Consider the following 19,131-nt stretch of genomic DNA (forward strand, 5'->3'; position numbering starts at 1 on the left):
ATGAGTTCCGGCGCGATATAGCGATACTCTACGTGTTTTTGCAAGGGCCGGCGGCGGCCTCGTCCATAGAAAGGCTGCGGGTTTTACGAAAAATTGCTTGAAACGCTACGGCAGCGATATCTTAAGTATTCGCGCCAAGATAGGCGTCATGCTTTAAATTTTTATAGTGCGAAGGCGGATAGCGCGTCCGGATTTGATTCCGGTCAATTCGCCGACCGCTAATTCCGGTGATTATTTTAGGAAATACGCACATGAAAGGATCCGCAGAATGAAAGCTGCCTTTGTCATGTTCGCCGCCTATAACCAGTGGGCGAACAATATTCTCCTGAATGAATGTGCCCAACTGGCCGAGGACGATTACCACCGCGATCTCGGTGTCTATTTCCAATCGATCCATGGGACCTTGGACCACCAACTGGTGGCGGACCGCCTCTGGCTCTATCGCTTTACCGGCGAAGGGGAAGCCTATGACAGTCTGGACGACACGCTGACGGGCAGCTTTGCGGAGCTTTCGGAAAAGCGCAAACTTCAAGACAAGCGCATCATTTCGGTGATCAACCAGATGCACGAACGTGACTTGTTGCGGACGCTGATCTATCGCACCGTGCGCAAACCGCTGGTGATGCAGCAGCCGCTGGGTGCTGCGCTGTTCCACTTCTTCAATCACCAGACCCATCACCGTGGGCAGGTTCATGGCATGCTCACTCAGTTGGGGCGCACGCCGGAAGCCTTGGACATGATCTACTTCCAGCGCGAATCCGGTATTGGCATGGCCAAGGAAGAGGACATGCTGAAACCTTGAGGACAGCTTGTCGCAAACCCGACAGACCAACGTCTCACAGCCCTGCCCTTGCGGCGGGGCTTGTTGTTTTGACCTGAACCGTGGTCTGAGGCTTGCCACCACTTCCCTGATGCAGGCGCATGAAAAAAGGCCCCTGACAACCAGCGGCTGGCGCCCATCAGAACGTCAATTCAAACTCCTCCCACAAGTGACGTTTTTGATGTTTGTCAGGTGCCATGAGTGAAGACGTACCATCCGCTGAATGCCAAGACCCTCAAAACAGCCAGGAAAGACACTGGAACCGGATGGGAGAACGTTTCCACACACCTGAGTGTGTTTTGGCATGACACCTTTCCAAAGCGCCGGCACTTTTCCGTTCCCTTCGCCTCAAGAATACAAAGCGACTTCGCAAATCGAGGGGACCAAGATCCTGTCGCCTTGTTTACCCGCTCCTATCAGCCGGAAGAAATCTATACGCTCTGCGCCAGACAGGCCTTGATAAGCCCGATACCCGAGGGGTTTTATCGCTACAACACCCTGTTCGCGGACGACCTCTACTTTCAAAACGCCCTGTCCGTGATTGGCACCAGGGCGAGTATTGACCAGGGGCTCTATGAGAGGTCGTCTGTGACGGGCGAGATCAGGATCGACAGGCGCGGCCTTGCACCCACGCACTATGCTGGTCCCTGCGTATGGCTGCCCGTTTTTGAAAACCTTGGACATACGATCTGTGAGGTACTGCCGATTCTGGTGATATTAAAGCACCTTAACATTCCAGCACAGGAAGCGACGTTTCTGGTTGATGCCGCTGCCCGCGAATATTGCGAGGTGTTGGAGGCCTTGGGCGTTCCAAAGGCAAACATGGTCTTCAAGGAAAATCGATGGATTACCTGCGATGAACTCTATTGGTCCAGTTTCCAAACCTCCGGTCACATGCACTGGCCAAGCGTTTATCTGGATGAGGTTCTGGCGCTGGCAAGCGAAATACCCTGTGTTCCCGTGGAGCCTGAAGGCGACCTGCTCTACATCTCCCGCGCAGATGCGGCAACGCGGCGTGTCTTGAACGAGGAGGCGCTGTTCCAGTTCCTGAAGCCGTTCGGTTTCAAGAAGATTGTGCCCGGCGCATTGACCGTGATGCAGCAAATGAGCGCCTTCAGAAAGGCAACAGCCATTGTGGCGCCCCACGGCATGGGCACTGCGAATTGTTACTTTGCGCAGAACCTGCAGCTTCTGCTTGAGATTTTTCCTCAAGGCTGGGTTCGAGACTACTATTTTCGGGCGGCACAGATCAAAAACGCGGCCTATGGGGCGTATATTGTGGGCTCCTCCGGATCGCCATCCGACCACCCTCACGATATCACCGTCAACATCAGCGAGTTCGCACCGTTCTTCACCAAGCTCGTGGCGGATCATGTGCCGTATCTGTTGGAGGGCAACAGGCAATTACAGGCCCGCTGTCTTGCGTAACCGCTGACCAAGGACCTTGCACAAACGCCGGAGGTTCAAGCATCGCAATGTGCAAACAGGCCACAGCATGGGCTTTGGCGCAGGAAATTCTGACCTACGTGGACATATGGCCTTGTTTTTGTGCCTTATCAGCGGCAAACAGTCCGGCATGTTACAGATTTCGAACCTCACCTACCGCATTGCCGGCCGGACCCTGATTGATAATGCCAGCGTTACCCTTCCCTCCGGGGCCAAAACCGGCCTTGTGGGGCGCAACGGTGTGGGCAAGTCCACCTTGTTCAAATTGTTGTGCGGCGAAATCTCAGCGGAAAACGGCGATGTTCAGATGCCTCGCAAGGCGCGCATTGGACAGGTGGCGCAGGAGGCACCCGGCACCCAGGACAGCCTGATTGACGTGGTGCTGGCAGCAGATACCGAGCGAACGTCCCTGTTGGCAGAAGCCGAGACGGCAACCGACCCGCATCGCATTGCAGAGATTCACACCCGCCTTGCCGACATTGACAGTCACAGCGCCGAAGCACGGGCCTCGGCGATCTTGCACGGGTTGGGTTTCAGCTTTGAAGAACAGCAGCAGCCTTGCGCCAACTTTTCAGGCGGGTGGCGCATGCGAGTGGCGCTGGCAGCCCTTCTGTTCTCCCAGCCGGACCTTCTGCTGCTTGACGAGCCGACAAACTACCTTGATCTGGAAGGCACCTTATGGCTGGAGAGCTATGTGGCGCGCTACCCCTATCAAGTGGTGCTGATCAGTCACGACCGCGATCTACTCAACAAGGCCGTGGACAGCATCGTGCATATGGATCAGGGCAAGCTGACCTTCTATCGAGGCGGCTATGACAGCTTTGACCGGCAGCGCCGGGAAACCATCATCTTGCAGAAGAAGATGGCTGAGAAGCAGGAAAAGCAACGCAAGCACATTCAAAGCTTCGTGGATCGGTTCCGCTACAAGGCCACAAAAGCCCGTCAGGCGCAATCACGCCTGAAAATGCTGGAAAAGATGCAACCGATTTCCGTGCTTGATGAAAGCTCCGGTTTGCCCATCAACATTCCCAAGCCAGATACCCAGCTGTCTCCGCCCATCATCAAGATTGAGAGTGGATCTGTGGGCTATGGCGACAAGACCGTATTGTCGCGCCTGAACCTCAACATCGATCAGGATGACCGGATTGCGCTCCTGGGGGCCAATGGTAACGGCAAATCCACCTTTGCCAAACTGCTCGCCGGTCGATTGCCGCTGCAAACAGGCAACATGGTCCAGAGTGCCAAGCTGAACACGGCGTTTTTCGCGCAGCACCAGCTGGACGACCTGATGCCCAACGAAAACCCCATCGAGCATGTGCGCAAGTTGATGCCCGATGCCCCGGAAAGCAAAATCCGCGCGCGCGTGGACGGGTTCGGCCTGCCAACGGACCGGATGCTGACGCCGGCCAAAGACCTTTCAGGGGGTGAAAAGGCGCGCCTTCTGCTTGGTCTTGCGACGTTTTACGGCCCAAATCTGGTAATCCTCGACGAGCCGACCAACCATCTGGACATCGACAGCCGCGAAGCTCTGGTTCACGCCATCAATGATTATGAAGGTGCCGTGATCCTGATCAGCCACGACCGCCATCTGGTGGAAGCGTGTGTGGATCGTCTCTGGTTGGTGGCCGATGGCAGTGTGCGCAGCTTTGATGGGGACATGGCAGACTATCGCCGCTACATCCTGCAAGGAGACACAGCCCCGGCCAAGGACGACAGCAAAGCGGACGAGAAAAAAGGCTCTGCCAGTGACAGACGCCGCGAAGCGGCGGAAAAGCGCGCCCAACTTGCCCCGCTGAAAAAGAAGATTTCAGCAGCGGAAAAGGACATGGAAAAGCTCCAACAGCGCATTGAAAAGCTGGATGGTCTGCTGGCGGATCCGGAAATCTACACCAAGGCCCCGGACAAGGCGACCGACTACGCCAAGAAACGCGCCGACACCGTGAAACTGTTGGCAGAAACGGAAGAAAACTGGCTCTTGCTGTCGGATGAATATGAACAGGCCAACGCGGAGGGGTGATGATCCCCTCTCAGTCCAGCGCTGTAACGCTCGCCAGTCGGACCAATGATTGAAAGTGGATGGCAACAATGAAGCAAAACATCATGCATATTTCATTGGTGGTCAAAGACTACGATGAAGCCATCGACTTTTATGTAAACAAGCTGCAGTTCGAGCTGATTGAAGACACCTATCAGCCCGAACAGGACAAGCGCTGGGTTGTGGTCGCACCGCCAAACTCGCAGGGTGCAACTTTGCTCTTGGCAAAAGCCTCCAAGCCTGAACAGCAGCCCTTTATCGGCAATCAAACGGGTGGCCGGGTCTTCCTGTTTCTCAGCACGGACGATTTTTGGCGCGACTATGAGCGGATGAAATCCCTCGGCATCAAATTCATTCGTGACCCAAAGAAGCAGGATTACGGTACTGTTGCCGTCTTTGAAGACCTCTATGGCAACCTATGGGACCTTTTGGAGTTCAATCCTGAGCATCCCATGGCAAAGCGATAACAGCCGAGGCCACAAGGTTCCCCTTTGTGCTACTCACACTTGAATCCCAAAGCCCGCCGAATTGGCGAGAATGATATTTTCTATTATTTTCAATATCTTATAGTGATTTAATCACCGTTTGATTCAGCGGGTTCATATGGAGATTAAAGGGGTTCAGGCACTGAATCCGCTCGGTACCCACGCCATTACGTTTTCCAGTCGCCTAACCGGCAGAAACCGGCTTGCCGTAAATGAGGAAGCTGTGCGGAATTTGCCGTCCATCCGGCCGATCTTCGGTGTAGTCTTTCCTTGAGTGCAACTTCAAACCAAGCCGGCAAAACTCTGATAACTCGGAGTCAAGCAGCGGCCATGGCGGGCCTGTTCGCTCTTCGGAAGCGGCCATGCGCGGCAGAACCAACAAGGTGCCACCCGGCTTCACCAGAGACGCCACGGCCTCGATGGTGTGATGGCGCAGATCCGGGTGAAGAGCCTGAATGGTGTAACATTCATAAACCAGATCAAAGGCTTCGATCAGATCCGGCGAGAGATGGAACAGATCCTCGACGCGATAGTCGACGGGGCTGCCCTTGAAGCGCTCGCGGGCCCACTGGACTGCCTTTGGCGAAACATCAAAGGCTGTTGTCTGATAGCCGGCTGCTGCCAGGGCTTCGGCATTATCGCCAAGACCACAACCAATATCCAACGCGCGCTGACCAGTACCGGGATGCGCCTTCAACCATTCAAGCAAGGGCCACTTGGGGGCCAGCTCCGCCCAAGGCACCGCCTGCGGGTTGCCCTCTGCGTTCTGATAGATCGCGTCAAACCAATCCGGATCCGTACGCCGGTCATGTGGCTGATCTGATCCGGATGTCTTCGTCTCGCTCATGCCTTTCGCTCCCATCCGCCGCGATCAGTTTGGGCCCAATACGTCAGCTCATGATCGGTCTTCTTGACCTCAAGCCATAACTGGCGGGCTTCCTGCAAAGCCGCCGGATCCTGCCCGTTGAACATGTAGACCACCCGTTTGTAGTGCGCGGGGTCGGGCATGGGAGCCCGGTCTACGACAAAACGCACCACGGCCTCATTGGGGTTATCATCTTCAGTGGTCAGATAGATGGGTTGAGCTTCCTCGAAACCGTCCTTGCGCGTGCCGTGCGGCAGGAAGGCCTCCTCCGAATAGGTCCACAGATGGGCATCAATCGCCTCACAGCGTTCCTGAGAGCCAAACTGGATGGCAACCGGCCAGTCCCGATCCAGACATTTTTGCAGCATCTGCGGCAAGGCCTTCTCAAGTGGGAACAGGGAGAGTTGGTAGAAGAAGACTTCGCTCATGTGCGGTCCCCGAAAGTTGCGATTCAGGTTTTGTTATGTGGTCCTAACACCGCAACAGGCAAGAACACCACAAATACGCCGCAAACCGGCAAGTTTTCCAGATGCAAGCGGCTTTGAATGAGACGAAAGCGTTAATTATCAAAAGATCCACCGCTAAGGGGCTGGACATTTCGTCATGCGGTCTTCAATTAACAGTGCTTAAAGAAAACCACTGAATATTCTTAGGCTGATTCACACGGAGCGCGGCGATAAGCTCCCTCCGGTATAGTGGCGAGAGAGTGCAAGAGGCGCCTGAATGCTATCGCGTATTGTCCTGTTTTTTGTGTTGGTGTGTGGCCTGGTGGGTGTAACAGCGGCTGTTGGCGCGATGCTTCCCGAAACCCAAAGCGTTTGTCAGGACTATCAGACCTGCTGACTGGCAACGGTCGCCTTTAACGCATGTTCCGCGCTTAAGAGTCCCTTGAGCGCGTGCCTCGCATTTATCACCACAGGTAAATTTCCGGCAAAACAAGTTACAAGACAAAAGCGTGTCCTTGGCCGCGGGACGAGCATGCGTCAAGCCGTTGGGTTTCGTGGGCACCAAAATGGCTTTTGTACACTAAAGAACCTTGGTATCATTGCATCTTAACGGATTCAGTCCCATGGCATGGGGTCCCAATCGCCATCCCCCTCACAGAAATCTCCAGCCTTTGCGCCTCACAAACCAGAAGGTGCAGTCTTCAGGCCGACAACCCCATCACAAACTGTCATTTGACGGCATGGCTTCCGAGGCGGTACTTCAGCACCTGAGCGCCATGCGCGGCACAACCAAGGGGCACACATGAAAACGGTCGTCATTGCCGGGGCAACGGGATATCTGGGAGGTTGCCTCGTCGCTCGCTATCTCAAGGAAGGGTGGCACGTCCGTGCGCTGGTACGCGACAGAACACGGGCAGAAAGGCTTGAGCTGGGAGCCGCTGAGCTTGTAGAGGCGCAGGTAACGGAACCGGAGACCCTAAAGGGTGTATTCGACGACGCCAACCTCGTCGTATCCAGTCTTGGCATTACGCGCCAGCGAGACGGTCTCACCTATCAAGATGTCGATTTTCAAGGGAATGCAAATCTTCTCGACGCTGCTCTTGCCGCGGGCGTGCCACACTTTGCCTATGTCCACGTGATTGGCGCAGAGCGCATGAAAGGCGTAGCACTGGTTGACGCCAAACAGGCATTTGTCGACCGTCTTCAGGCGGCGCCCATTCAGTCTACCATCATCGCGCCTTGCGGCTTTTTCTCAGATATGCGGGATTTCCTGGAAATGGCCCGCGGCGGTCGTGTCTGGCTTTTTGGCGATGGCTCATTGAAGTTGAACCCCATTCATGGCGAAGATCTGGCTGAAGCGGTCCATACTGCAGTCGAGTACAAACGTCCGCTCATTGAAGTGGGCGGACCGGACACCTTCACCCATGAAGAACTTGCCGAACTGGCCTTTTCGGTTCTTGGAAAGCCGGAAAAAATAACGCATCTGCCAGATATCTTGCGGCGCGCGGCGATCAAGGTCTTGCCGTGGGTCACACCCGCAACCATTCACGGACCTGCCACGTTCTTCCTCACTGCAATGGGCGTAGACATGGTGGGAACCCAAACCGGAACTCACCACCTCAAATCGTTTTTTGAAGAAATCGCGTAAGACCGCAGACAGGCACCTAATCGTGTTACCGCAGCACGGGGCAAGCAGACCGACGCCTTCGGGCGCGTGATGGTTTTCGTCAGGCCCGTCTGACTGCGCGGCAGCGGAAAGCCAAAATGGGCTGGTCGGTAATCCGGCCAGCCCATTTTGTTTCGAAACTCAGGTCAACTACGTTTCCCGATCAGCGGGTTTCGTAGTGATCCTTGACCAGCTTGTCCAGCAAACGCACACCAAAGCCGGAAGCCCAGCCCTGACTGATGGCATTCTTGGTAGAGCTCATGGCTGTACCGGCCACATCCAGATGCACCCAAGGAGTATCATTGGTAAACCGCTTCAGGAACTGTGCAGCTGTGGTGGCCCCGGCAAAGCGGCTGCCGCCGGTGTTGCGCATATCGGCGTTCGGAGTATCGATCATCTTGTCGTACTCCTTGCCCAACGGCATGCGCCATACTTTCTCTTCGGTTTCCTCGCCAGCCTTGAACAAACGCTCGGCCAGTTCATCATCGTTGGAGAACAAACCTGCGCGGTGGTTGCCAAGAGCGACCAGACATGCACCGGTCAATGTTGCCAGATCAATGATGAAGCGTGGCTTGAAGCGATCCTGCGTGTACCAGATGGCGTCCGCCAGAACGAGACGGCCCTCGGCGTCCGTGTTCAGGATCTCGATGGTCTGACCCGACATGGACGTGACGATATCGCCAGGACGCTGGGCATTGCCGTCCGGCATGTTTTCAACCAGACCCAGAACACCGATGGCGTTGACCGGTGCCTTCCGGGCAGCCAGCGCATGCATGAGGCCAATAACGGCGGCTGCACCACCCATATCGCCTTTCATTTCATCCATACCCGGTCCAGGCTTCAGGGAGATGCCGCCGGAATCGAACACGACGCCCTTGCCGACGAAGGACAGCGGTGTGTCGCCTTCCTTGCCGCCATTCCATTTCATGATGGCAAGGCGTGACGGACGGCGTGACCCCTGCCCGACACCGAGCAGCGCGCGCATGCCGAGCTTTTCCATCTGCTCTTCATCCAGAATCTCGGTCTCCACACCCAGAGCCCCCAGATCGGCAGCCTTTTGGGCGAATTCAACCGGTCCCAGAACGTTCGGCGGGGTATCGACGAGTTCGCGCGCCAGCACAACACCGCCGGCCACGGCTTCTGCTTCCTTCCATGCTTCGGCGGCTTCCTTTTCAAAACCGCACTGGATGGTCAGATTCAACGCCCAATCCTGAGCGGCCTCATCCTCGTCCTTCTTCGTGGTCTTGTAAGCGTCGAAGACATAGCCCCGCAGGAAGCCACCCTGCGCGAAGGCCGCCAGTTGCGCAGCGCCCGCCTTGGGGGCATCAAAGCGCAGCTCGGCCTTTTCGATCTTCAGAGCCTTGAGCTTGCCAACAAGTTCACCGCCAAGATTGAGCCAATCCTTGTCTTCCAGCTCTTCAGCCTCGCCAAGACCTGCGACGATGACACGGTCAACCGCAGTGCCTTCAGGCATGACAACATCGAGGAACGTCGACTTTTTGCCCTCGAATTCAGAGAGTTTAGCCGCCCGTTGGATGAAACCGGCATCGCCGCCAATCAGGTCAACGGCCTGATCGGACAGCTTGACATCCTTTTCGGCAAAAATGACAGCGACGGTTTCAGAGGGTTTGCCCAAACCACTGATTCTAATGGACGGTAGCTGTGCCATAAGATCCTTCTTTCTTAGGTGTTTGGTGGATTGTCTTGGGGAAGCGCCCACATAAAGTGGAGCAGCGCTGTGAATTATGGTCAGACAATGGCCGGTTCTGAGGATGCTTGCAAGGTCACTCCAATAAATCTGAGTGTTTATGCATCAAATGATGGTAGAGAGCTATCATGTGGCGCAATCCGTGTTAAGGAATGGACCGCAAAGCAAGAATGACGAAAAACGCCAGTTACGCTCGGTGCAATGAAGACGATTGAACGCTACATCCTGAAACGAACCCTTGCGTCGTTTCTCGTCACGATGATCGCCATGACGGGCGTTGTCTGGTCCACGCAAGCGCTAAGGCAGCTGGACCTGGTGACCTCCAAGGGCCAGACCCTTTTGCAGTTTTTCTATATCACCCTTCTGGGCGTGCCATATCTGGCAGTGATCGTGGCGCCTTTCGCCATGGTGATTGCCATGATCCTGATCCTGAACAGCATGGCGCGGGACAGTGAGCTGATTGTCATCAATGCATCCGGGGCTTCACGCGCGCTCGTGCTGCGGCCAATCATGATATTTTCGCTGGTGATTGCATTGGTCATTGGCGCACTGTCCACCTATCTGGCGCCCAAGGGCCGCGCGTTGATGCGCGACGAAATCACCAAGGTGCGCGTGGATCTGGTGGCCAACATCATCAAGCCCGGACGGTTCATTGAAATTGAAGACGGGTTGACCTTCCACATCCGCAATCGATCCGGGGACGGCATTCTGGAAGGCCTTTTGCTGAACGACGAGCGGGAGCAGCAAACCGCCTTCACCTATACCGCAGAGCGCGGCCGCATTATTGAAGCCGCGGACAAGACAATTCTGGTGATGCTGGACGGCACCATTCAACGCCGCCCAAAGGGCACCAAGGACATATCCATCGTCAGCTTCGAATCCTACGGCTTTGATCTGTCCAGCATGATTCCAGAGGCGGTGGCCCCCACCTACAAGGCGAGTGATCGGCCAACGCTGGAGCTGTTGAACGCCGCGCCCGACGATTCCTATGCGCAGCGCAACTGGAACCGACTGGTCGCGGAGTTCCACGACCGACTGAGCCAGCCCCTTTATCCCCTCGCCTTCGGGCTTATCATCTACGCGTTTCTCGGTTCGGCCAAGACCACCCGTCAAAATCAGGGTCTGTCCATTCTCGGCGCCATTGCCAGTTGCTTTCTGGTGCGCACCGCCGGCTTTGCCGCCGCCATGGCCGTGACCTCGCAGCCACCCTTGTTTCCTCTGCTCTATGCAATCCCGCTGGTTGCCGCCGTTCTGGCCATCTGGTCCATTCGGTATGGACGCACACCGCGCTGGATGAACGAGCTTGCTTACAAACTGGAGATGCTGATGGAGCGTGTTAAGGCCAAACGAGTGGGCCGCTCCCCGTCCAAGTCGGGGGAGACTGCCTGACATGATGGCCGGACGCACTCTTTCCGTTTACATCTCCATGCGTTTTTTGAAGTCAATCGTCGGGCTGTTCCTGTTTGCTGCGGTTCTCGTGCTGTTGTTCGACGTTCTGGAACTGGTGCGGCGCGGCGGTGATGAGGAAGGCTTCAGCGTTTTGCGTGTAGCCGCCATTTCCGCCCTGCGCGTTCCCTTGATTCTGGAGCAGGTCCTGCCGTTTGCCGTTCTGTTCGGCTCTATCTGGGCCTTTCTGAGCTTATCGCGCAGCCTGGAGCTGGTCGTAGCCCGAGCCGCTGGCATTTCCGTGTGGCAATTCACCATGCCGGCGTTGTTGACCGGGGTATTTTTGGGCGTGTTTGCGATCGGCGTTTACAACCCGTTGGCCGTGAAGTTGCAGCACATGTCGGATGATCTGGCAGCCGGGCTGTTTGGCGTGGAGCAGACCTATCTGATCCAAAGCACAGGGGAAGTCTGGCTGCGCCAGGACGGTGCCGATGGCGAGTCCGTTGTTCATGCCCGCCATGTGATGAATCGCGGTGGCCGTCTGAACGGCGTGACCATCTTTGCCTTCGATACCGAAGGCGAGTTCGCGGAGCGAATCGAGGCCCGTACAGCGATTCTGCGTGAGGGAATGTGGCGACTGAGCGATGTCACCGTCTATCGTGTTGATAGTGATCCACAAAATTATGGCAGCTACACGTTAAGCACTTACCTTACGCCAACTGAAGTGCGTGAAAGCATCGCATCACCGGAATCGATCAGCTTCTGGAACCTGCCACGGTTTATCGAATTGTCGCAGAGAGCCGGTCTTCCCGCGTATCGCTACAGTCTTCAGTATCAAACACTGCTCGCCAAGCCCGTGCTGCTCGTTGCGATGATTTTGATCGCTGCGGCTGTATCGTTAAGAGTTTCGCGTTTTGGTGGAATTGGCCGCCTGATTGTGGGTGGCATTATTGCGGGCTTCGTGCTTTACGTTGTATCTGAACTCTCTAGTGATTTAGGGGGCGCAGGTATTGTGCCCACAGTGGTGGCTGCGTGGGCGCCGGGCGTATTTGGGGTACTTATGGGATTCACGATCCTGTTGAATCAGGAGGATGGCTAGTGTCTGCTTTGCCTTTCCTCCAGGAACAGCGACGTTATGGAAACAGTGTTGGCCGGTGTCTGGCGCGCTATCTGGCTGGGGTGTCTGCCCTTGCCTTGATCTGTGCTGCGCCCACTGCGTTGACCATCTCACCCGCCAGCGCTCAGGTTGATTTCGAGGGTGCCGTTACCAACAGCATCGATACGAGCCAGCCGATGCTGCTGGAAGCGCGCACGCTGCGATATGACTTCGACAATGACGTGATCACGGCCGCCGGCAGCGTTGATATCTATTTCGACGAGTACACGCTGGAAGCGGATCGCGTCGTCTACAATCGAAAGACCGGTCGCTTCTCTGCGCTTGGCAACGTGCGCATGACAGAGCCGGACGGCAATCTGATCCTTACGGATGAACTGGAACTGAGCGACGATTTCCGGGACGGCTTCATCAAGTCCCTGCGCATCGACACGCCCCAATTTACCCGTCTGATTGCCGAGAGTGCCGAACGTACGGATGGCAACGAGATCACCCTGAACAACGGCGTCTACACGGTCTACACCAGTCCGGCCAAGCCTTCCCTTTGGCGCATCAAATCAGCCAAGATCATCCATAACCGCGAAGAGCGGACGATCTATTTTGAGGACGCCTCCTTCGAGTTTTTGGGCAGCTCAATCGCAACTGTTCCGTTCTTCGAAATCGCCGACCCTTCAGTCAAGCGGCGCTCTGGCTTTCTCATTCCCGAAGTGGTGTACAAGAGCCGCGTCGGCTATGGCGCGTCGATCCCCTATTACTGGGCGCTGGATCCGCACTATGATCTGACCACCACACTGACCCCGCTTTCCAAACAAGGGGCTCTGCTACAGTTCGACTGGCGTCAGGAAACCTTGAACGGGGATTACTCGATTTCCACCGGCACCATGTATCAGGCCGATCCGGAAGAGTTTGCAGGATCCAGCGGTGACGAGGACTTCCGTTTCATTGTGAACACGGAAGGTGCCTATGACCTGACGGATCGCTGGAAAGCCGGTTGGGACCTGACCTATGCCACCGACCGCGCATTCCGCGAGGACTATTCGTTTGCCAAGTTCGGATCGGCTTCGGAACTCTCCAAGATCTATCTGGAGGGGTCGACAACGACCAACCGATTTGAAGCCAATGCCTATGCGTTCCAGATCAGCCAGGAAGACGATCCCGATCCGTTTGACCCGGTGAATCCAGTCGGCCAATTCACACCGGTCGATGACGACTTGCAGGAAAAACAGCCGGTTGTTCATCCGGTTATCGACCATTCCGTGATGTTTTCGGATCCGATCTTTGGCGGCCAGCTATCGTATGTGGGCAACTTCACCAGCCTGACCCGCAACACGACCGATGCGTTTTCCGTAAATGGCATCAACCGCTTCCGCGGTGTTGAAGGCACGTTTACCCGCGCCAGCGCCAACCTGACATGGCGCCGGACCCTGATTGACCCGATCGGGCAGGTTTTCACGCCGTTCGCCTATGTGAAGACGAACTTCTATCTGTTGGAGTCTGCGGACAAAAACGTCACAGCATTGACCGACGACAGATTTGCATTCCGGGGCATGCCCGCCGTGGGCTTGGAATACAAGTATCCGTTTGTCGCCACCTTTGAGGGTGGCAATCAGATTATTTCGCCCATCGCCCAAGTCATCGTGCGTCCCAACGAACAAAAGATTGGCGAATTGCCGAACGAAGACGCGCAGTCGATCGTATTCGACGCCTCGACCCTGTTCGAGTGGGACAAGTTTTCCGGCTTTGACCGCGATGAGGGTGGAACACGCGCCAACCTTGGTCTGCAATACAAACTTCAGTTTGATCAGGGATCGTTCCTGAGTGCGACCTTCGGTCAGTCGATTCAGCTTGCCGGTGACAACTCCTATGAAATTCCGGGAATTCTGGACGCCACGGGTGATTCCGGTCTGGAGACAACCGACTCCGATTATGTCGCCTCGGTGTACTTCGACACAAACACCGGGTTCCGTATTGGCAGCAATGCACGCTTCAACGAAAGCAACTTTGAAGTGGAACGTGCAGAAGTTACGGCTGCAGGCCGCTATGGTCCCCTCTCCGCGGGCCTGTCCTACGCCTTCCTTGGCGAACGTTCGGACGCAGGCATCGATCAGGATCGCGAGGAACTGGTTGGCTCAACCAACCTGACTCTTCAAGAAAACTGGCGCCTGTTCGGTTCTGTCCGCTACGATCTCGTCAACAGCCAGGTTGTTCAGGACAGCATCGGCATTGGTTATGACGACGAAGGTCTGTCGGTATCCTTCTCTTACGGCGAGGACAGAAGTCGAAACAACGGTGAACCCGTTGAAAAAACCTTCTTCTTCCGCGTCGGTTTGCGAACGATTGGCGATACAAGCCTATCTACGACCGCAGAGTAATGCTATAAAGTCGAGTGAGTTTGAGCGTGGCCTTTTAAATGCCGCGCTTTCTTTTTACTGCTTGGCAATTCCGAGGCTGGTCCGGGGCTGATTGACAGATCTGTCTCAGGGCTTGTCTGGCACGATTAGGATACAGGGGCCGGGGCGATCCGGGTATCTGAGAGAAATGAAAACTTCGCGATTCTCCGCTATTGTATTAGCAACTTTCTTTGTGGCTCTGGCTGGTGCCCTTGCACTTCCGGCTCAGGCGGCAACACGTATTGAACTGGTGGTCAATGACAAGCCGATCACCAGCTATGACCTGACACAGCGCACCCGCTTGATTGTGCTGACAACCCGTTCTTCTCAAGGTGCTGCGAAACGGCGCGCCAAAAACGAGTTGATCGAAGAAACACTCAAGCTTCAGGAAGCAGAACGCGTTGGCGTTTCGGTTTCCGATTCCGATGTGAACAGCGCCTTTGCGGACATTGCCCAACGGGTGAAGTTGTCACCGAGCCAGTTCACCCAGGCTCTTGGCCAGAACGGGATCAACTCCAAAACACTGAAGGACCGGCTTCGGGCGGAAATTGCCTGGCGCGACGTGGTGATGCGCCGCTTCCGTGCCACGGTACGCATCAACCAGTCTGATATTGTGGCCGCCCTGCGCGACCGTTCAGATGATATGAGCTCCACCACCGTTGAATATGATTTGCAGCGTGTGATCTTTGTGGTGCCGGAAAATGCCAGTGCCAGCAAGAAGCGCCAGCGGCAGAACGAAATGCGCAAACTGCGCAGTCGGTTCACCTCGTGCCGGGAAGGACTGCGCATCGCCGGCGGCCTGCGGGAAGTTGTTGTGCGTCCGATCGGTAAGCGGTTGGAGAACGACTTGTCGCCGGGGCTGAAAGAACAACTGGACGACATTTCCGTTGGACGTTTGACCCGTCCTCAGGAGATGCCACAGGGCTATGAAATGATTGCGTTGTGCGACAAGCGTACAATTGAAAGCGATGCGGCGGCCCGCAGCGAAGTGGAAGGTGAACTGCGTAACGAGCAAGGCCAACGCCTGGCCCGTCGCTACCTGCACGAGCTGCGCACCACCGCTGTTATTGAAGAACGATAAGACAAACGAGGATCACACAAATGTTGGAGGCTGCCCGCGCCCTGGCGGTGACCATGGGAGAACCATCCGGTATCGGACCGGAGATCACGCTCATGGCTTGGGCCGAACGTTTCAAACGGGCGCTTCCGCCGTTTTATGTGATCGCTGACCCGGACCTTCTTGAAGCACGTGCCCAGCAGATCGGGTTGAAAGTGAACTTGCAGGTTTGCGACCCTTCCGAGGCGCGGGGCATCTTTGATGACGCCCTGCCCGTGGTTCCGCTGCCGCAAGCCGTCAACGCCCAGGCGGGCGCCCCGACCCCGGACACCGCCGAAATGGTTTTGGCGTCCATTCGGACTGCCGTCGAGCATGTACGAGACGGGTTGGCCTGTGCGGTCGCGACAAACCCGATCGCCAAGGAAACCCTGTATCAGGCAGGTTTCAAACACGCAGGCCACACCGAATATCTGGGGGAACTCTCCGGATTGTTTGGCGAGGAACCCGCACAACCCGTCATGCTCTTGGCCGGACCGGACCTGATGACAGTGCCGGTTACGCTTCACATCCCGCTTCACAAGATCTGGGAGGAGCTGACCCCTGAGCTTCTGATGAGCACGGCGCGGATTGTGGATGCGGATCTGAAAAAGCGGTTTCGTGTGGAGCGGCCGCGCATCGCGGTTGCCGGGCTCAATCCCCATGCGGGAGAAAATGGCACCATGGGCCGTGAAGAGGTTGAGATGATCGGCCCCACCCTTGATCGATTACGGGCTGAAGGGCTTGATGTGCGCGGCCCACTGCCCGGCGATACATTGTTCCACGAGGCAGCTCGGGAAACCTATGATGTCGTGTTGGCCATGTATCACGATCAGGCGTTGATTCCAGTCAAGACACTGGCCTTTGATGACACCGTGAACGTGACACTCGGTTTGCCGTTTGTTCGCACGTCGCCGGATCATGGAACAGCATTCTCACTTGCCGGCAAAGGAACGGCCAGCCCGGACAGCTTGTCTGCAGCAATGCGATTGGCCGTGGCACTGAGCGAGCCGGAACTGGTATAATGGCACAAATTGATGATCTGCCGCCTCTGCGTGAGGTTATTCGCGCGCATAATCTGGATGCGCGCAAGGCACTGGGTCAGAACTTTCTTCTGGATCTGAATCTGACCTCTCGCATTGCACGCAGTGCGGGTGATTTGAGCAATGTCACGGTTTTGGAAGTCGGCCCGGGGCCCGGAGGTTTGACGCGCGCGCTGCTCGCCGCTGGCGCCCGCAAAGTCGTTGCCATTGAAAAAGACCAGCGGTGCTTGCCGGCCCTGGAAGAAATCAGCAGCTACTACGCAGGGCGTCTGGACGTAATCGAGGCCGATGCGCTGACCATTGACCCACGCGAGATAACCGAGGGGCCCATCAAGATTGTTGCGAACCTGCCCTACAATGTGGGAACGCAGCTGTTGTTGAACTGGCTGACAGTGGAAGACTGGCCGCCCTATTGGGAGTCGCTCACGCTCATGTTCCAAAAGGAAGTGGGCCAACGGATCGTGGCCGATCCCAAGTCCAAAGCCTATGGCCGTCTGGGTGTGTTGGCCAATTGGCGCTGTTACACCGATATTCTTTTTGACCTTAGTCCCAAGGCCTTCACACCACCGCCCAAGGTGACTTCCGCGGTTGTGCAGCTCTACCCGCGAGAGGCGCCATTACCGTGCCCTCTGAAGGCATTGGAAACGGTGACCGCCGCAGCTTTTGGCCAACGGCGAAAGATGCTGCGAGCCAGCTTGAAAGCGCTTCAACCGGATGCGGGAGCGCGCATTGAAGCAGCAGGGCTGAAACCAACAGCACGGGCCGAGGAAATAGACGTTGCCGGCTTTGTCGCGTTGGCGCACGCCTTTTCCTAGGAAGCGCCAGATTTCCCACATCAAACAAGCTGTTCTCACAAAAGAAAAGCCGCCCTTCAAAGGCGGCTTTATCATTTGATATCAGATGGTTACAGAGTCATCTCAAGAGGTTGGTTCAATGCGCTTGCGCAGATCTTCAACCATTCCATCAATGTGCGGCGCAATTGCCGGAGCGCGCTCACGGCGCAGGCGCTCGGCTCTCAAAATCGCCCGTACACTCTCATAGGCCTTGTCCAGATCATCATTGATGATGATGTAGTCATACTTCGACCATTCGCTCATCTCGCCGACGGCGGTTTTCATTCGCTTGAGGATGACGTCCTCGCTGTCCTCACCTCGCTTGGACAATCGGGCTTCCATTTCCGCGATGGAGGGGGGCAAAATGAAGATCGAGATCACATCCGAACGCATCTTGTCATAGAGCTGAAAGGTGCCTTTCACGTCAATGTCGAACAGGACGTCCTGTCCGTCCTGCAGGCACTTTTCGACCAAGCCGCGTGGGGTGCCATAATAGTTGCCATGCACTTCAGCCCATTCCAGCAAATCATCCCGCGCAATCATGTCCTTGAAGGTTTCCTGCGTCACGAAATGGTAATGAACGCCATCCACTTCGGTGGACCTTTGCGGGCGTGTTGTGACGGAGACAGACAGGGTGAGGTCCTTTTCCTGCTCCAGCAACATGCGCGCAATCGTGGACTTGCCGGCGCCGGATGGTGAAGACAGCACCAACATCAGGCCTCGACGGGTTTCTTCCGCCTGTTGTGAACTCACCGTTGTGCCAGTCGCGCGCTCGGACATTCGTTGTCTCCGTTATGTGTCGTGGGGCAGATCGCTACACGCGATGCAGTTTGCCAAATTGCAAGGCTACCTTTTGTCAGGTGACCAGGATCTTGAGTGCAGTCTATACCCTGAATTCCGCCGGTGTTTAAGGGCCACCTACGCGATTGACGGGAAAATGCCTGGAAATGGTTTCATGGCTTTTCACAGTGCGGCCGGTGCCTGTGCATGCCGATAGGACACGAAATTGAAGCTGTACTGCTTGACCCTGAAATAGTGGATCGTGAACTCGAACGGCCTGCCATCATCAAGCTCGCCGACCGAATCCACACGGATCACCGGATCCCCCACTTGCGCCTCGAGTTTCTGCGCTATTTCTGCATCCAGCAGTACGGGATGCACCTCCTGACGAGACAGACGAATGGTCAGGCCCTTCTCCTTTTCAATGTACTCGTACTTCGAATGCTGCATGGCCTGAATGCTGAGATCGGGGAAAAACGATAGGGGCATATAGGTGTGTTCGAGGATTTCCGGCGTATCTTCGATAAGCCGCAGGCGGCGGATGGAATACACCTGCTCTCCCACCTCTAGCTGCAGTTTCTGCGCTATGAGCGCGTCGCTCTCAATGAGTTCGAACGTCAGTATGCGCGAGCTAGGCGTTTTGCCCTGAGCCGATATCTCCTCGATGAACCCCGTAAGCTGAAAGGCGTTGTGCTGGACCTTGGGCGCTTTCACATAAGTGCCACTGCCGCGCACACGATACAAAAGGTCGGCTTCGACGAGCACTTTCATGGCTTTGCGGATCGTCACGCGGCTGACCCCGAACTCCTCCTGCAACTCCGCTTCCGTTGGCACGATTGCCCCTGTTGGCCAGTCACCATTCTTAATTTTTTCAATGAGTTGGTCGGAAATATCAAGATAAAGCGGCTTGTTCATGTCAGGTCCCGATTGATTGGGGCAACGGTGATTTCAACGGAATGCAAAGATACATATTACACCGTGTTCGAGCGTGCCTCCATCCTTGCAGATACTTTTTGCGATG

16 protein-coding genes are annotated in these 19,131 nt (G+C 55.9%); 11 read left to right on the forward strand and 5 right to left on the reverse strand.

Going from position 1 to position 19,131, the window contains the following annotated elements:
- The first annotated feature begins 268 nt into the window (after positions 1 to 268).
- The 4 genes from G512_RS0117110 to G512_RS0117125 all read left to right on the forward strand — a co-directional run bounded on the left by G512_RS0117110 (position 269) and on the right by G512_RS0117125 (position 4,768).
- Positions 269 to 802, forward strand: coding sequence for a DinB family protein (locus G512_RS0117110; RefSeq protein WP_028482769.1), 534 nt, complete (start codon positions 269 to 271; stop codon positions 800 to 802).
- 219 nt (positions 803 to 1,021) lie between these two features.
- Complete coding sequence (locus G512_RS0117115) at positions 1,022 to 2,248, forward strand: glycosyltransferase family 61 protein (protein WP_028482770.1); 1,227 nt, start codon at positions 1,022 to 1,024, stop codon at positions 2,246 to 2,248.
- Between the two features lie 148 nt (positions 2,249 to 2,396).
- Positions 2,397 to 4,283 (forward strand): ABC-F family ATP-binding cassette domain-containing protein, encoded by a 1,887-nt coding sequence (locus G512_RS0117120; protein WP_028482771.1) that lies wholly within the window; start codon positions 2,397 to 2,399, stop codon positions 4,281 to 4,283.
- Between the two features lie 68 nt (positions 4,284 to 4,351).
- Positions 4,352 to 4,768, forward strand: coding sequence for a VOC family protein (locus G512_RS0117125; RefSeq protein ID WP_028482772.1), 417 nt, complete (start codon positions 4,352 to 4,354; stop codon positions 4,766 to 4,768).
- A 202-nt stretch (positions 4,769 to 4,970) separates the two neighbouring features.
- On the opposite strand, the gene G512_RS21595 is transcribed toward G512_RS0117125, so the two are convergent.
- Entirely contained in the window at positions 4,971 to 5,633 is a 663-nt protein-coding gene (locus tag G512_RS21595; RefSeq protein WP_051269551.1) for a class I SAM-dependent methyltransferase, read from the reverse strand.
- Entirely contained in the window at positions 5,630 to 6,079 is a 450-nt protein-coding gene (locus tag G512_RS0117135) for a DNA polymerase III subunit chi (protein WP_028482773.1), read from the reverse strand. Before G512_RS0117135 ends, G512_RS21595 begins: the two co-directional genes overlap by 4 nt.
- A gap of 820 nt (positions 6,080 to 6,899) precedes the next feature.
- On the opposite strand from G512_RS0117135, the gene G512_RS0117145 reads away from it, so the two are divergent.
- Positions 6,900 to 7,745, forward strand: a complete 846-nt coding sequence (locus tag G512_RS0117145) for an SDR family oxidoreductase (RefSeq protein ID WP_028482774.1) — start codon at positions 6,900 to 6,902, stop codon at positions 7,743 to 7,745.
- Between the two features lie 181 nt (positions 7,746 to 7,926).
- Here the strand turns inward: G512_RS0117145 and G512_RS0117150 are convergent, their stop codons facing one another.
- Complete coding sequence (locus G512_RS0117150) at positions 7,927 to 9,432, reverse strand: leucyl aminopeptidase (RefSeq protein WP_028482775.1); 1,506 nt, start codon at positions 9,430 to 9,432, stop codon at positions 7,927 to 7,929.
- A 240-nt stretch (positions 9,433 to 9,672) separates the two neighbouring features.
- Here G512_RS0117150 and lptF point away from each other — a divergent pair, with 240 nt between their 5' ends.
- The 6 genes from lptF (at position 9,673) to rsmA (ending at position 17,312) form a co-directional block, all read left to right on the forward strand.
- The gene (gene lptF / locus G512_RS21600) at positions 9,673 to 10,860 is read left to right on the forward strand and encodes an LPS export ABC transporter permease LptF (RefSeq protein ID WP_036490050.1); all 1,188 of its coding nucleotides are present in this window, start codon (positions 9,673 to 9,675) and stop codon (positions 10,858 to 10,860) included.
- 1 nt (position 10,861) lies between these two features.
- Positions 10,862 to 11,956: an LPS export ABC transporter permease LptG gene (lptG, locus tag G512_RS0117160; protein WP_036490052.1), complete on the forward strand. Its 1,095-nt coding sequence runs from the start codon at positions 10,862 to 10,864 to the stop codon at positions 11,954 to 11,956.
- Positions 11,956 to 14,343, forward strand: coding sequence for an LPS-assembly protein LptD (locus G512_RS21605; RefSeq protein ID WP_208975054.1), 2,388 nt, complete (start codon positions 11,956 to 11,958; stop codon positions 14,341 to 14,343). Before lptG ends, G512_RS21605 begins: the two co-directional genes overlap by 1 nt.
- Positions 14,344 to 14,509: 166 nt before the next feature.
- Positions 14,510 to 15,442 carry a SurA N-terminal domain-containing protein gene (locus G512_RS0117170; protein ID WP_051269553.1) on the forward strand — a complete coding sequence of 311 codons (933 nt, stop codon included), beginning with the start codon at positions 14,510 to 14,512 and terminating at the stop codon, positions 15,440 to 15,442.
- Between the two features lie 20 nt (positions 15,443 to 15,462).
- Positions 15,463 to 16,479: a 4-hydroxythreonine-4-phosphate dehydrogenase PdxA gene (gene pdxA / locus G512_RS0117175; protein WP_028482778.1), complete on the forward strand. Its 1,017-nt coding sequence runs from the start codon at positions 15,463 to 15,465 to the stop codon at positions 16,477 to 16,479.
- A complete protein-coding gene (gene rsmA / locus G512_RS0117180) occupies positions 16,479 to 17,312 on the forward strand; it encodes a 16S rRNA (adenine(1518)-N(6)/adenine(1519)-N(6))-dimethyltransferase RsmA (RefSeq protein ID WP_028482779.1) in 834 nt (277 codons plus the stop codon). Before pdxA ends, rsmA begins: the two co-directional genes overlap by 1 nt.
- 102 nt (positions 17,313 to 17,414) lie before the next feature.
- Here the strand turns inward: rsmA and gmk are convergent, their stop codons facing one another.
- Positions 17,415 to 18,110, reverse strand: coding sequence for a guanylate kinase (gene gmk, locus G512_RS0117185; protein WP_028482780.1), 696 nt, complete (start codon positions 18,108 to 18,110; stop codon positions 17,415 to 17,417).
- 183 nt (positions 18,111 to 18,293) lie between these two features.
- Positions 18,294 to 19,025 (reverse strand): GntR family transcriptional regulator, encoded by a 732-nt coding sequence (locus tag G512_RS0117190; protein WP_028482781.1) that lies wholly within the window; start codon positions 19,023 to 19,025, stop codon positions 18,294 to 18,296.
- Positions 19,026 to 19,131 lie beyond the last annotated feature (106 nt).

The sequence above is a fragment of the Pseudovibrio exalbescens DSM 16456 genome, assembly GCF_000422785.1.
In the GTDB taxonomy this organism is placed as follows: Bacteria; Pseudomonadota; Alphaproteobacteria; order Rhizobiales; family Stappiaceae; genus Pseudovibrio; species Pseudovibrio exalbescens.